The sequence below is a fragment of the Photobacterium lucens genome (assembly GCF_009873615.1).
Lineage (GTDB): Bacteria > Pseudomonadota > Gammaproteobacteria > Enterobacterales > Vibrionaceae > Photobacterium > Photobacterium lucens.
This window is the reverse complement of the sequence record NZ_SSMG01000040.1, coordinates 1-13876: the sequence shown is the minus strand read 5'-3', so window position 1 is coordinate 13876 and position 13876 is coordinate 1. Positions and strand designations below refer to the sequence as shown.

The window sequence follows — 13876 nt, the reverse complement described above, 5'->3', positions numbered from 1 at the left end:
CTAAATAAGATTGCCATCAAATATTATTATTTTTTTTAGGTATTCTCAAAATATACATCTATTCTATTATTATATTTATTTGTACTGCCTGAGTTTTATTTATTAGTAAAGAAAGAGGTATATAAATAATTAAATATTAATTTTAATGTAATTAATAACTTAGAAGGTTGCTTATTTTATGAGTTCTGCCAGCAATAAAATGGGGTTAATGGGATTAACAACCATTGTTACTGTTAATATGATGGGGTCAGGGATAATATTATTACCGTCGAGTCTTGCTGCAACCGGTGGGATTGCTTTATTAGCTTGGGTAATTACAGCGTTGGGTGCACTAGCCATTGCCTATGCTTTTGCTAAGTGTGGTATGTATTGTACTGATGATGGGGGGATGTCAGCTTATTCAGAAAAAGCACACGGTAAATCCAGTTTCTTTATTGCTTCTTATACCTACTATGTGTGTTTAGTTATCAGTGCGGTTGCGATTGCCGTGTCTTGTGTTGGGTATCTGGAATACTTCATTCCTTGGTTGAAAGAGACCCCAATTCATACTTTCGTTGGCGTTATTTCTATTCTTATTATTACCATGTTTGCCAACGTTAGAGGGGCTAAAATTACCGGCCGAATTTCAACCGTAACCGTATGGGGTATTATTATTCCTGTATTGGGTTTATCCATTATTGGTTGGTTCTGGTTTGATCCTAAAATCTTTGCTGAAGCTTGGAACCCACATAATGTCTCGATTGGTAGTGCAGTTTATGCGGGGATGGCACTTACGTTATGGGCTTTCCTTGGTATCGAGTCTGCCGGTGCTAACTCGGGAACCGTTGAAAATCCAGAGCGTAACGTACCACTTGCTTGTATGTTGGCGACTATTTTTTCTGCTGCAACCTATATTGCCTCAACCACGGTTATTCAAGGCATCATTCCAAACGATATTCTTGCTAAATCTGATTCTCCTTTCGGTCTGGTATTTGCTCAAATGTTTACGCCTTTCGTGGGGGAAATTATTACCGCAATGGCAATCATGGCATGTGTTGGCTCTTTATTAGGGTGGCAGTTTACGAATGCTCAGGTGTCGAAAGTTGCTGCAGATATGCGTTTATTCCCCAAAATCTTTTCAGATGTAAATAAGCATGATGCACCGTTTAAAGGCATGATGATTATGCTAGCTTTAGAATTATTGCTAGCAGTGATGACGATCTCTCCAACCTTATTAAAACAATTTAACGTCTTGGTTAATTTAGCCGTATTTATCAATATGGTGCCTTATATTCTGTCACTTACTGCTCTTGGCATAATTATGAAGCAGGCTAATGTGGGGCAGAAAGAATATAACACGGGCATATTAGTCGGCTCTGTCGCTGTTATTTATAGTATTTATGGTGCTTATTCTACGGGTGAAGAAGCCGTCTTCTACGGCACTGTTATTACCTTATTTGGTTATTTCTTCTATGGCTTTATTGCTAGTCGAGATGCAACGCCTAATAAAACGTAATTCTTATTTTTAATCGTCAATAGTCATTGTCTATCGTTATAAACCTTAAATATAACAGGATATTTATATGCTTAATTACGGGAAACATAAGAGAGTTTTAGTATTTGATAACTCTCAGCAAACTGGGGTGATTGCGAATGCGATTGATCGTTTAATTGAAGAATTTAAAAAAGAGTCGATCAATGTGCTAACAGCATCATCTTATGATGATTGTTACTCTATTTTAAATGTAAACCTTGCTATCGACTGTTTAATGTTGACATCAAGTATGACGGGGCAGCAACAAGAAGAGAACGATATGTTCTTCTCTTTGATTGATAAATTAAATCAACGCCAAGAAGGGGTGCCAGTTTTCCTATTGGCAGAGAGAAAGAAAGTGACTCTCTGTGTTAATCGCGAATTAATGTCACAGGTTGATGAGTTTGCGTGGATTTTAGAAGACACTTCAGATTTTATTGCCGGACGTGCGATAGCAGCGATGGATCGCTACCGTGAGCAATTATTACCACCACTCGCTTCTGCGATGATGAAATACGACGATATCCATGAGTATTCATGGGCTGCGCCCGGTCACCAAGGTGGTGTAGGGTTTAGGAAAACACCAGCGGGGCAACGTTTCTATAACTATTACGGTGAAGGGCTATTTCGCTCAGATATGGGTATTGAACGTGGCTCATTAGGTTCATTGCTCGATCACACTGGCGCTTTTGGTGAAAGTGAAGATTATGCAGCAAAAGTGTTTGGTGCTGATAAGTCTTACTCATTAGTGACAGGGACATCCGGTGCGAACCGTACCATCATGCAGATTTGTATGAGAGAGAATACTCTCGCAATTTGTGACCGAAATTGTCATAAGTCTATTGAGCAGGGGTTAATGTTAACTGGGGCATTACCTGTTTATATGGTACCGACACGTAACCGTTACGGTATTATCGGGCCAATTTACCCTGATCAAATGTCACCAGAAGGGTTAAAAAAAGCTGCTGAAAGTAGCGAACTCACAAAAGCAAAAGCCGGTACTCAAGCAACGTATGCCGTAGTCACTAACTGTACCTATGATGGTTTATGTTATAACGCTAAACGTGCACAAGATATTTTAGCGGAAAGCAGTAACCGTATTCACTTTGATGAAGCGTGGTATGGTTATGCGCGTTTTAATCCGATTTATACCGATCACTTTGCGATGCGTGGTGAACCTGTTGAAGATCCGGATGCACCGACAGTATTTGCAACACACTCTACCCACAAATTACTGAATGCGCTCTCTCAAGCCTCTTGGATCCATATCCGTTACGGTAAAGATCATATTAACTTTGAGCGTTTCAACCAGTCTTACATGATGCATGCAACCACTTCTCCTCTGTATGCGATCAGCGCATCGAATGATATTGCGGTATCGCAAATGGATGGTGGACGTGGACATTCATTAACACAAGAAGTGATCAAAGAAGCAGTAGACTATCGTCAAGCAATGGGGCGTTTATACCGTGAATTTGCAGCCGATGGTGATTGGTTCTTTAAACCTTGGAACGCAGAAACCATTACTGATCCTGAAACCGGTAAAGTCTATGACTTTGAAGATGCACCTGCTGAGCTAGTTGCGACTAACCAAGACTTTTGGGTAATGAGGCCGGGTGATAAATGGCATGGCTTTGATGATATCCCAGCCGACTGGTGTATGCTCGATCCAATTAAAGTGAGTATTCTCGCACCGGGTATGGGGGATGATGGTAAGTTGCTGGATAGCGGTGTACCGGCCGCACTTGTCACACAATATTTAACCCGTTTTGGTATTGTCCCAACACGAACAACAGATTTCCAAGTGATGTTCTTATTTTCCATGGGGATCACCAAAGGTAAGTGGGCAACCTTGGTTAACACTTTACTGAGCTTTAAAACGCATTACGACAACAATACGCCATTGAAAAATGCGTTACCTGATTTAGTAGCAGCGCATCCTGATGTGTATGGACATTTAGGTCTTAAAGATCTGGGTGATAAGATGTTTGGTTATTTGAAGCAACATACGCCATCAGAAATGCTCAATGCGGCTTATTCAACATTACCGAAAGCGGATATTACACCTCGTGCCGCATTTGAAGCGATCGTTGATGATAATGTTGAAATGGTACCATCTCATAAACTGCAAGGTCGTGTGGCAGCGAATGCGGTGATTCCATACCCACCAGGTATTCCAATGTTAATGTCAGGGGAAAACTTTGGTGATGATAGTAGCCCGCAAATTGGTTATTTACATAGCTTAGAAGTGTGGGATAAAGAATTCCCAGGTTTTGAACATGAAACCGAAGGGACAGAAGTTGAAGATGGTGTTTACCACGTAATGTGTGTGAAGAAACCTTAGAACAAAGGTTAAACCAAATAAAGAAAAGGTAGCTCAGTATTATTGAGCTACCTTTTTTATTGGTTCGCTGACAGTGGCAAGTTGATAGTCAAATTCGATCTCAACATTACTTTTAGGCACAGAGCGACAAGTAAGGATTTCATTTGGCGCAATAAAAGCAAGGGCATCTTGTTGGTCAACGGCACCTTGTTTTAACTTACAGCGACAAGCACCGCACATACCATTACGGCATTGATATTCAGGTTGAACACCTGCTTGTTCTAGCTGTTTGAGCAGAGGCTCATGGTTATTACCATGAACCTCCACATCATTAACCTTAATGGTTAATTGACTCATAGTTCGAAGTCACCAAGATCGTCAGCACTTACATCGTTATCGATTTGACCAACAAGGTATGAACTGATCTCTGCTTCTTGAGGAGCAACCTGTACGTTATCAGAAGATAACCAAGAGTTGATCCAAGGGATTGGGTTTTGCGTTGCACCTTCGTAAGCAGGGCGTAGACCTACTGCAGACATACGTAGGTTAGTGATGTATTCAACATACTGACACAAGATCTGCTTATTCAAGCCAATCATAGAGCCATCTTTAAATAGGTAATCCGCCCAGTCTTTCTCTTGCTCTGCGGCTGATTTAAAGATGTTGAAACACTCTTGCTCGCATTCTGCTGCAATCTCAGCCATTTCAGGATCGTCTTGACCTGTACGTAGTAGATTCAGAATATGCTGAGTACCAGTTAAGTGCAGTGCTTCATCACGTGCGATCAGTTTAATGATTTTCGCATTACCTTCCATCAGTTCACGTTCCGCGAAAGCAAATGAACAAGCAAAGCTCACGTAGAAACGGATTGCTTCTAGTGCGTTAACTGACATTAAGCAAAGGTAGAGCTTTTTCTTTAGCTCACGTAGGCTAACAGTAAATGGAACACCGTCAGCGGAGTGGTTACCTTCACCAAAACGGTGGTAATCATTCGTTGCTGCAATTAATGCATCGTAGTACTTAGAAATATCGCCAGCACGTTTAATGATATGTTCATTCTCGACGATATCGTCAAATACAACCGAAGGGTTATTAACGATATTGCGGATAATATGCGTATAAGAACGTGAGTGGATAGTTTCAGAGAACGACCAAGTTTCAATCCAAGTTTCTAGCTCAGGGATAGAAACGATAGGTAGCAACGCAACGTTAGGGCTACGACCTTGAATTGAATCAAGTAGCGTTTGGTATTTCAGGTTACTGATGAAAATGTGCTTTTCATGATCTGGCAGATTGTTGTAGTTAATGCGATCGCCAGACACATCGACTTCTTCTGGACGCCAGAAGAAAGAAAGTTGTTTTTCGATTAGCTTTTCGAAAATCTCAAATTTTTGTTGGTCGTAGCGAGCAACATTCACCGGCTGACCAAAGAACATTGGCTCTTTTAATTGATCATTGCGGGTTTGACAAAAAGTACTGTAAGCCATGATTTCCTCAAATCAAAGGGGAGCCATGAGGCTCCCATTTAATAATTAAATTTTACAACTGGTGCAATCGTCTGCAGCCATATCACCTTGACTATCTGAGGCACCGTCACGAGTGTTATGGTAGTAAAGTGTTTTCACACCTAGTTTGTAAGCATTTAGTAGATCTTTAAGTAGTAGCTTCATAGGAACTTTACCACCAGGCTGCTTGCTCGGATCATAATTAGTATTCGCCGAGATAGCTTGGTCGATAAATTTCTGCATGATACCCACAAGTTGTAGGTAACCGTCGTTACTACCGATATTCCATAGTAGCTCGTAGTTCTCTTTATACTTAGCGTACTCAGGAACAACTTGCTTGAGGATACCATCTTTTGATGCTTTTACAGAAACGAAACCACGTGGCGGCTCGATACCATTTGTCGCATTTGAAATTTGCGATGATGTCTCTGATGGCATTAACGCAGAAAGTGTTGAGTTACGTAGACCATGAGTTTTGATCTCTTCACGTAATGTTTCCCAATCGTAGCGTAGTTCTGCTGAGCAAATCTTATCGATATCTTGCTTATAAGTATCGATAGGTAGTACACCTTGAGCGTAAGTTGTTTCATAAAATGCAGGACAAGCACCTTGCTCTTTTGCCAAGTTCACAGAAGCTTTTAGCAAGTAGTATTGAATGGCTTCAAATGCTTCGTGTGTTAGGTTGTTTGCGCTACCGTCTGAGTAACGAACACCGTGTTTTGCTAAGTAGTAAGCAAAGTTGATCACACCAACACCTAGTGTACGACGGTTCATGGTTGAACGACGTGCAGCCGGTAGTGGGTAATCTTGGTAATCTAGTAGTGCATCTAGGGCACGAACCGTTAGTTCTGCTAGTTCTTCTAAATCATCAAGGCTATCGATAGCACCTAGGTTAAATGCAGATAGCGTACATAGTGCAATTTCACCGTTTTCATCTTCAACATTGTTCAGTGGCTTAGTCGGCAGTGCGATCTCAAGACACAGGTTAGATTGACGAATAGGCGCAACAGCCGGATCAAATGGGCTGTGTGTATTACAGTGGTCAACGTTTTGGATGTAAATACGGCCTGTTGACGCACGCTCTTGCATCAGTAGTGAGAATAAATCAATTGCCTTGATTGTTTCACGCTTGATGCTGCTATCTTGCTCATATTTTAGGTATAAACGCTCGAACTCTTCTTGATCTGCAAAGAATGCATCGTACATTCCTGGAACATCAGAAGGAGAGAACAGAGAAATGTTTTCGCCTTTGATCAAACGTGTGTACATCAGTTTGTTGATTTGAACACCGTAATCCATGTGACGAACACGGTTTTCCTCAACACCACGGTTGTTCTTAAGTACAAGTAGTGATTCTACTTCACGGTGCCAAATAGGGTAGAACAGAGTTGCTGCACCACCACGTACGCCACCTTGAGAACAACATTTTACAGCTGTTTGGAAGTACTTGTAAAAAGGGATACAACCCGTGTGGAATGCTTCACCACCACGGATTTCAGAGCCTAGCGCACGAATACGACCTGCGTTGATACCAATACCAGCACGTTGAGATACGTAACGTACAATTGAACTTGCTGTTGCGTTGATTGAATCAAGGCTATCGTCACATTCGATCAGTACACATGAACTGAACTGACGCGTTGGCGTACGAACACCTGACATAATTGGTGTTGGTAGTGAGATCTTAAATAATGACGCTGCATCGTAGAAACGCTTGATGTAATCAAGACGCGTTTCTTTTGGATACTTGTTAAATAGAGCTGCTGCGATCAGGATGTATAGGAACTGTGCACTTTCAAAAATTTCACCTGATACACGGTTTTGAACAAGGTATTTACCTTCAAGTTGTTTAACCGCTGCGTATGAGAAGTTCATATCACGCCAGTGATCGATAAAGGTATCCATCACTGCAAATTCTTCTTCTGTGTAATCTTCTAATAAGTGCTCGTCGTACTTACCTTTAGCAACAAGGTTTTTAACGTGCTCATATAGCTTTGGCGGCTCAAACTGACCATACGCTTTTTTACGTAGGTGGAAAATTGCCAAGCGTGCTGCAAGGTATTGGTAATCAGGGGTTTCTTCAGAGATTAAATCTGCTGCTGCTTTGATGATTGTTTCATGGATATCATCAGTGCGGATTCCATCGTAAAACTGGATGTGAGACTTTAATTCTACTTGAGACACAGAAACGTTTTCTAAACCTTCTGCTGCCCATTCAATCACGCGGTGGATTTTATCTAAATCGATATTTTCAGTACGACCGTCGCGCTTGGTAACTGTTAGTTGTTGAGTCATTTTTAGTTAGTTTCCCAGTTTTCCTTGCATATGAGCTTTTTTTGCAACTTTTATAACTAGATTAGCAAAGAATGTGATCTTTGATAAAAAATTCTTGGTAGACAAAAACACTATATGTTGGGGTGTGCTGTCAAAGTGGTTACAAGATAGTGGTGATTTCAGATTTTTGCAAGACGACATTTTTTGACCAGCTGTGGATAAGATGGGGATTTTTATAAAAAAGTCAGTGCCTACTTACGTAACTCACTAATGCCATCAATTAGATAGCAAATTGCAATATTTTAAGGTGATATTTTAGTGATAAAAAAAATATTTTTTTATTGAAATTTCGCAGTTTTAGGAGTTCATGATTTGTTGTGATTAATATCAATTAATCCAAAGTAACCCTTGATCTTACAGGAATTTTTTGAGTCATTATGTGCATAACATATTGGGGGGATGTTACTGGTATGTTTCGATGGGAGATGAAAAATTATGGGCTACAAAAGTTGCATTATTAGGCTTCAATACCTTGTTATCTATATTGAAGCCTAAATGGTGACTAATACTGGTTAATCTTGTTTTTGGGTATGAACAATGTAGTTCACGTCAACATTCTTACCTAAGCTGTAAGTATTTGTCAGAGGATTGTAGTGCAAACCAATTATATGGCGGTCTTCTAATGCGGTTTTATCAATCATAGCCATAAGCTCAGATGGACGAATAAACTTTTCATGATCATGTGTCCCTTTAGGGACTAAGCGCATCACATGCTCTGCACCTACAATCGCAAATAAGTAAGACTTAATATTACGGTTTAAGGTAGAGAAGAAAACATGCCCGCCAGGTTTTACCATTTTTGCACAAGCAGCAATGATAGACGCAGGATCAGGTACGTGCTCAAGCATTTCCATACAAGTGATCACATCGTAATAAGCTTGATGTTCTTCTGCATGTTCTTCAGCTGTTGATTGAATGTAATCGAGCTTTGTTCCTGTTTCTAAAGCATGTAAACGAGCAACGGTTAGGGGCTCTTTACCCATATCAAGGCCTGTAACTTCAGCACCTTCAATTGCCATACTTTCTGCCAGAATACCGCCACCACAGCCAACATCGAGCACTTTCTTGCCAAACAGACCATTAGCATGATCGATAACATAGTTAAGACGAAGCGGGTTGATTTGATGAAGAGGTTTGAATTCACCTTCAAGATCCCACCAACGTGAGGCCATATCTTCGAATTTACTGATTTCAGCAGGATCTACATTTAGTGGTTTGCTCATTACATTGATGCCATTTTCCTTAATTGATACCACGCATTATGCGAAATATTCGAAACGTTGCAAAGCAGTAATAAGCAGAGGGGGAGGATTGTTAAGGGAGAGAAATAGCCAAGGGATTAACATCGATTGGCTATCAGTTAGCGTGTGACATAAGTTTAATCATTAAAGTGAGTTAGTGTAGCAGGCAGCAATTCGGGACTAATCGTGCCACCAAAAAAAGTGAGTGTCGCAATAATTGCCATTAAAATGTATTTACCAACAATGATTGAAAGCCCTATCGTGTTGATTGCAGTACCCATGATCGTATCCTCATTAGTCCATGATGAAGATGTACAATCCCTATGTATCGAGTATTGTACGTTGTGAGTTGCATGTATCAGTGAAGCTTACAAACATATTTTGATAGAGAATACTATTGTAAAAATTGCGACAACTCTCAATTTGTGGATTCATTAACCAATTGCAATACGTGCAATTAATAATTAAGTTATCAGTCTAATTTTTACAAACCGTTACATATTCGGTAGGTTAGAATAGTTACATTATGGCTTGAGTTATTTTTCTAATAATGCGTAATTTATAAACAGATGCATATATTCTATTCACAGTTGTGACATCGTTTATCTCTGTTTTCTTTCATTTCCGCTAAATTACTCACAACATAAGTCGTGAAAGGTGTGCCTATTAAGGCTGTAATATGCTATATTCTTACGCCTTGCACGTATAAAAATACGACAGAAATTACCTGAGGGATATTGGCTCCATGAGCGATCTTGCAAAAGAGATCACGCCCATAAATATTGAAGAGGAGCTGAAAAGCTCTTATCTCGACTATGCGATGTCAGTAATCGTAGGTCGTGCTCTTCCTGATGTGCGTGATGGCCTTAAGCCAGTACACCGCCGCGTTTTATTCGCGATGAATGTACTAGGCAATGACTGGAATAAAGCATATAAAAAATCTGCCCGTGTGGTAGGTGATGTGATTGGTAAATATCACCCACATGGTGATAGCGCTGTGTACGACACTATCGTACGTATGGCTCAACCATTCTCGTTGCGCTACATGCTCGTAGATGGTCAAGGTAACTTTGGTTCAATCGACGGCGACTCTGCAGCTGCGATGCGTTATACCGAAGTTCGTATGGCTAAAATCGCGCATGAGTTACTTGCTGATTTAGACAAAGAAACTGTGGATTATGTACCTAACTACGATGGTACAGAGCAAATTCCAGCAGTATTACCAACTAAGATCCCTAACTTACTAGTGAATGGTTCTTCTGGTATCGCTGTAGGTATGGCGACAAACATTCCACCTCATAATTTAGGCGAAGTTATCGACGGTTGTTTGGCTTACATCAATGATGAAGACATCACTATCGATCAGCTAATGGAATACATTCCAGGTCCTGATTTCCCGACAGCTGCGATGATCAGCGGTCGTAAAGGGATTGTTGACGCTTATAAAACTGGCCGCGGTAAAGTTTACATGCGTGCTAAAGCGGAAATTGAAGCGGATAAGAATGGTAAAGAAACCATTGTTGTTCACGAAATCCCGTACCAAGTTAACAAGGCTCGCTTAATCGAGAAGATTGCTGAGCTCGTTAAAGATAAGAAAGTTGAAGGCATCAGTGCACTACGTGACGAATCTGATAAAGATGGTATGCGTATTGTTATCGAATGTAAGCGTGATGCTGTGGGTGAAGTGGTACTAAACAACCTTTACGCACAGACTCAGCTACAAACCACATTCGGCATTAACATGGTTGCACTAGATAATGGTCAGCCAAAGATCTTTAACCTTAAAGAGATGCTTAAGTGCTTCGTTAACCACCGTCGTGAAGTGGTGACTCGTCGTACAATTTACGAATTACGTAAAGCGCGTGATCGTGCTCATATCCTTGAAGGTCTTGCATTAGCGCTGGCTAACATTGATGAAATCATTGAGCTGATCCGCCGTGCTCCAACCCCTGCAGAAGCGAAAGCTGGCTTAATTGCACGTGGTTGGGATCTAGGTAACGTAGCTGCAATGCTTGAGCGTGCAGGTACAGATGCGGCACGTCCAGAATGGCTAGAAGCACAGTTTGGTATTCGTGATAACCAGTACTACCTAACAGAGCAACAAGCGCAAGCGATTCTTGATCTACGTCTGCACAAGCTAACTGGCCTTGAGCACGAAAAGATCCTTGAAGAATACAAAGCACTACTTGATGAAATCGCAGAACTAATGCACATCCTTTCAAGCTCAGAGCGCTTGATGGAAGTGATCCGCGAAGAACTAGAGTTAGTGAAAGAGCAGTTCAGCGATGCACGTCGTACTGAGATCACTGCGGCTAGCCACGACATCGATATGGAAGATCTGATCACCCAAGAAGATGTTGTAGTAACACTATCTCACGAAGGTTACGTTAAGTACCAAATTCTAAGCGACTACGAAGCACAGCGTCGTGGTGGTAAAGGTAAAGCAGCAACGCGCATGAAGGAAGAAGACTTCATTGAGCGTCTACTGGTTGCCAATACTCACGATACGATCCTATGTTTCTCTAGCCGTGGCCGTATGTACTGGTTGAAGGTATACCAATTACCATTAGCGAGCCGTACTGCACGTGGTAAGCCAATCGTAAATATTCTTCCACTTGAAGAAAATGAACGTATTACTGCGATTCTTCCTGTACGTGAATACGAAGCTGATAAGTTTGTATTTATGGCAACCGCTGACGGTACAGTGAAGAAGACACCGCTAACAGACTTTAGCCGTCCACGTAGCGCAGGTATCATTGCTGTTAACCTTCGTGATGAAGATACCCTAATTGGTGTTGATATCACTGATGGTCAGAATGACATCATGCTGTTCTCGAAAGCGGGTAAAGTAGTTCGCTTCTCTGAAGAACAAGTACGTGGCATGGGTCGTACAGCGGCAGGTGTTCGTGGTATTAAACTGGCTGAAAGCGATAAAGTGGTTTCACTTATTGTTCCTCACAACGAGGGTGATGTACTGACTGTAACTGAAAATGGTTACGGTAAACGTACCGAGCTTGCTGAGTACCCAGCGAAGAGCCGTGCAACACAGGGTGTTGTATCAATCAAAGTCTCTGAACGTAACGGTAGCGTTGTTGGCGCTGTTCAAGCGGAAGAAGGCGATGAGTTCATGATGATCACTAACGGCGGTACACTTGTACGTACTCGTGTTGCTGAAGTGAGTCGTGTTGGCCGTAATACACAAGGTGTTACATTGATCCGTACTGCTGATGACGAGCAAGTTGTTGGCCTACAGCGCATCGATGAGCCTGAAGATGAGTTGATTGAAGACGCTGAATTAGTAGATGGTGAGGCTGTTGAAAATACAGAGCAACCTGCTGCTGATACAGATTCAGACGAGTCAGCTGAGCAAGAGTAAGTCTTAAGCTCAATACTTCATAGATAAACAGCTACAGTTTCGACTGTAGCTGTTTTTTTATATATCGATAAAAGGATCAGGGGCTTAACCCTGTATATAGTCACGGATGAGTAATTCTAGATAATATTTTGTTTTTTCTTAAACGATCATTGAGTTGTATTTTTGTTTTTAACTAAGCCATTTTCAAACGCTATAACCATTCATAATTACCGCATATAACACTAAATGTGTCATAAGTACTGCTGCTATTTTTTTGTCTTGCTTAGATCAACAGGCTAGCAATTTATAATAAAAACTTTTAAGTTGATTAATAAAGGTGTAAAAACAACGCATTGCTGCCTATCTTGGTAGTGATATTTATCTTATGTGTTTTGTAATGCTAAAGACGTTATGTATTTGGCGTTGTTAGCTTTATAAAGCAATAGTTTTCATTCTATTTCCCCAAGCAGGAGCAAGTACACTATCATGGATAAGGTTTATAACTTTTGTGCCGGACCAGCAATGATCCCCGCTGATGTTCTCGCCAATGCTCAAAGTGAGCTTATTAATTGGAATGGTCTAGGTACTTCTGTTATGGAAGTGAGCCACCGTAGCAAAGAGTTTCTTGCTGTGGCTGCACAATCTGAGCAAGATTTACGAGATTTACTTGAGATTCCAGCTAACTACCATGTTCTGTTCTGTCATGGTGGTGCTCGTGCTCAGTTTGCTGCTGTTCCACTTAACTTATTAGGTAATGCTGAAACAGCTGATTATATGGATGGTGGCTTTTGGGCTCACAGTGCAATTGAAGAAGCTACAAAGTATTGCCAGCCAAATATTGTAGACATCACTTGCGAGAAAGAAGGGAAAAAAGCAGTACTTCCTGCCGAACAATGGCCTTTATCTGACAATGCTGCATTCGTTCATTTCTGTCCAAATGAAACCATTGATGGCATTGAAATTCGTGACCTACCACAAACAGATAAGCCAATTGTCGCTGATATGTCATCAACGATTTTGTCTCGTAAAATCGACGTTTCAAAATATGGTGTGATTTACGCTGGTGCGCAGAAAAATATTGGCCCAGCAGGCTTAACGATTGTGATTGTTCGTGACGATCTTCTTGGTCAAGCTAAATCAATTCTGCCGAGTATTTTAGATTACACGGTTTTAGTTGATAAAGAGTCAATGTTCAATACGCCACCAACGTTTGCATGGTATTTAGCGGGTGAAGTATTCAAATGGCTAAAAACTGTCGGCGGTGTCGAAGCCATGGAGCAACGTAATTTAGCGAAAGCAAAGTTACTTTATGATTTTATCGATCACTCTGACTTTTATGTAAATGAAGTACATGCTGATAACCGCTCCATCATGAATGTGCCATTCCAGTTAAAGAATTCAGAGCTTGATGCGTTATTCTTAGAACAAGCAGATGCCGCAGGTTTGAAAGCGCTGAAAGGTCACCGTGTTGTTGGTGGTATGCGAGCATCTATTTACAATGCGATGCCGTTAGAAGGTGTTCAAGCGTTAGTCGATTTTATGGCAAAATTCGAAAAAGAAAACGCTTAATTCAGCATTAAACACTTATTAATAAAGCTGTAACTG

General features: G+C 40.9%; 9 protein-coding genes. 4 read left to right on the top strand and 5 right to left on the bottom strand.

Features of this window, described 5'->3' with window-relative positions; genetic code table 11:
• The first annotated feature begins 178 nt into the window (after positions 1-178).
• Both potE and adiA read left to right on the top strand, forming a co-directional pair.
• Positions 179-1495, top strand: coding sequence for a putrescine-ornithine antiporter (gene potE, locus E5A76_RS02855; protein WP_161118044.1), 1317 nt, complete (start codon positions 179-181; stop codon positions 1493-1495).
• Between the two features lie 67 nt (positions 1496-1562).
• Complete coding sequence (adiA, locus tag E5A76_RS02850; RefSeq protein ID WP_161118043.1) at positions 1563-3857, top strand: arginine decarboxylase; 2295 nt, start codon at positions 1563-1565, stop codon at positions 3855-3857.
• Between the two features lie 39 nt (positions 3858-3896).
• Here the strand turns inward: adiA and yfaE are convergent, their stop codons facing one another.
• The 5 genes from yfaE to E5A76_RS20350 all read right to left on the bottom strand — a co-directional run bounded on the left by yfaE (position 3897) and on the right by E5A76_RS20350 (position 9197).
• Positions 3897-4193 (bottom strand): class I ribonucleotide reductase maintenance protein YfaE, encoded by a 297-nt coding sequence (gene yfaE / locus E5A76_RS02845; protein ID WP_161118042.1) that lies wholly within the window; start codon positions 4191-4193, stop codon positions 3897-3899.
• A complete protein-coding gene (gene nrdB / locus E5A76_RS02840; RefSeq protein WP_161118041.1) occupies positions 4190-5323 on the bottom strand; it encodes a class Ia ribonucleoside-diphosphate reductase subunit beta in 1134 nt (377 codons plus the stop codon). Before nrdB ends, yfaE begins: the two co-directional genes overlap by 4 nt.
• Before the next feature lie 45 nt (positions 5324-5368).
• Complete coding sequence (gene nrdA, locus E5A76_RS02835) at positions 5369-7636, bottom strand: class 1a ribonucleoside-diphosphate reductase subunit alpha (RefSeq protein WP_161118040.1); 2268 nt, start codon at positions 7634-7636, stop codon at positions 5369-5371.
• A gap of 551 nt (positions 7637-8187) precedes the next feature.
• Positions 8188-8898, bottom strand: coding sequence for a bifunctional 2-polyprenyl-6-hydroxyphenol methylase/3-demethylubiquinol 3-O-methyltransferase UbiG (gene ubiG / locus E5A76_RS02830; RefSeq protein WP_053988341.1), 711 nt, complete (start codon positions 8896-8898; stop codon positions 8188-8190).
• Between the two features lie 155 nt (positions 8899-9053).
• Positions 9054-9197, bottom strand: a complete 144-nt coding sequence (locus E5A76_RS20350) for a hypothetical protein (RefSeq protein ID WP_187695533.1) — start codon at positions 9195-9197, stop codon at positions 9054-9056.
• Positions 9198-9661: 464 nt separating this feature from the next.
• Between E5A76_RS20350 and gyrA the strand changes: the two genes are divergently transcribed.
• Together gyrA and serC are read left to right on the top strand one after the other, a co-directional pair.
• Entirely contained in the window at positions 9662-12292 is a 2631-nt protein-coding gene (gene gyrA / locus E5A76_RS02825; RefSeq protein ID WP_161118039.1) for a DNA topoisomerase (ATP-hydrolyzing) subunit A, read from the top strand.
• A gap of 465 nt (positions 12293-12757) precedes the next feature.
• Positions 12758-13840, top strand: a complete 1083-nt coding sequence (gene serC, locus E5A76_RS02820) for a 3-phosphoserine/phosphohydroxythreonine transaminase (protein ID WP_161118038.1) — start codon at positions 12758-12760, stop codon at positions 13838-13840.
• Positions 13841-13876: the final 36 nt, after the last annotated feature.

Coding starts and splice junctions, on each gene's coding strand:
- yfaE (WP_161118042.1), bottom strand. CDS start 4,193: ATGAGTCAATTAACCATTAAGGTTAATGATGTGGAGGTTCATGGTAAT.
- adiA (WP_161118043.1), top strand. CDS start 1,563: ATGCTTAATTACGGGAAACATAAGAGAGTTTTAGTATTTGATAACTCT.
- serC (WP_161118038.1), top strand. CDS start 12,758: ATGGATAAGGTTTATAACTTTTGTGCCGGACCAGCAATGATCCCCGCT.
- ubiG (WP_053988341.1), bottom strand. CDS start 8,898: ATGAGCAAACCACTAAATGTAGATCCTGCTGAAATCAGTAAATTCGAA.
- nrdA (WP_161118040.1), bottom strand. CDS start 7,636: ATGACTCAACAACTAACAGTTACCAAGCGCGACGGTCGTACTGAAAAT.
- gyrA (WP_161118039.1), top strand. CDS start 9,662: ATGAGCGATCTTGCAAAAGAGATCACGCCCATAAATATTGAAGAGGAG.
- potE (WP_161118044.1), top strand. CDS start 179: ATGAGTTCTGCCAGCAATAAAATGGGGTTAATGGGATTAACAACCATT.
- E5A76_RS20350 (WP_187695533.1), bottom strand. CDS start 9,197: ATGGGTACTGCAATCAACACGATAGGGCTTTCAATCATTGTTGGTAAA.
- nrdB (WP_161118041.1), bottom strand. CDS start 5,323: ATGGCTTACAGTACTTTTTGTCAAACCCGCAATGATCAATTAAAAGAG.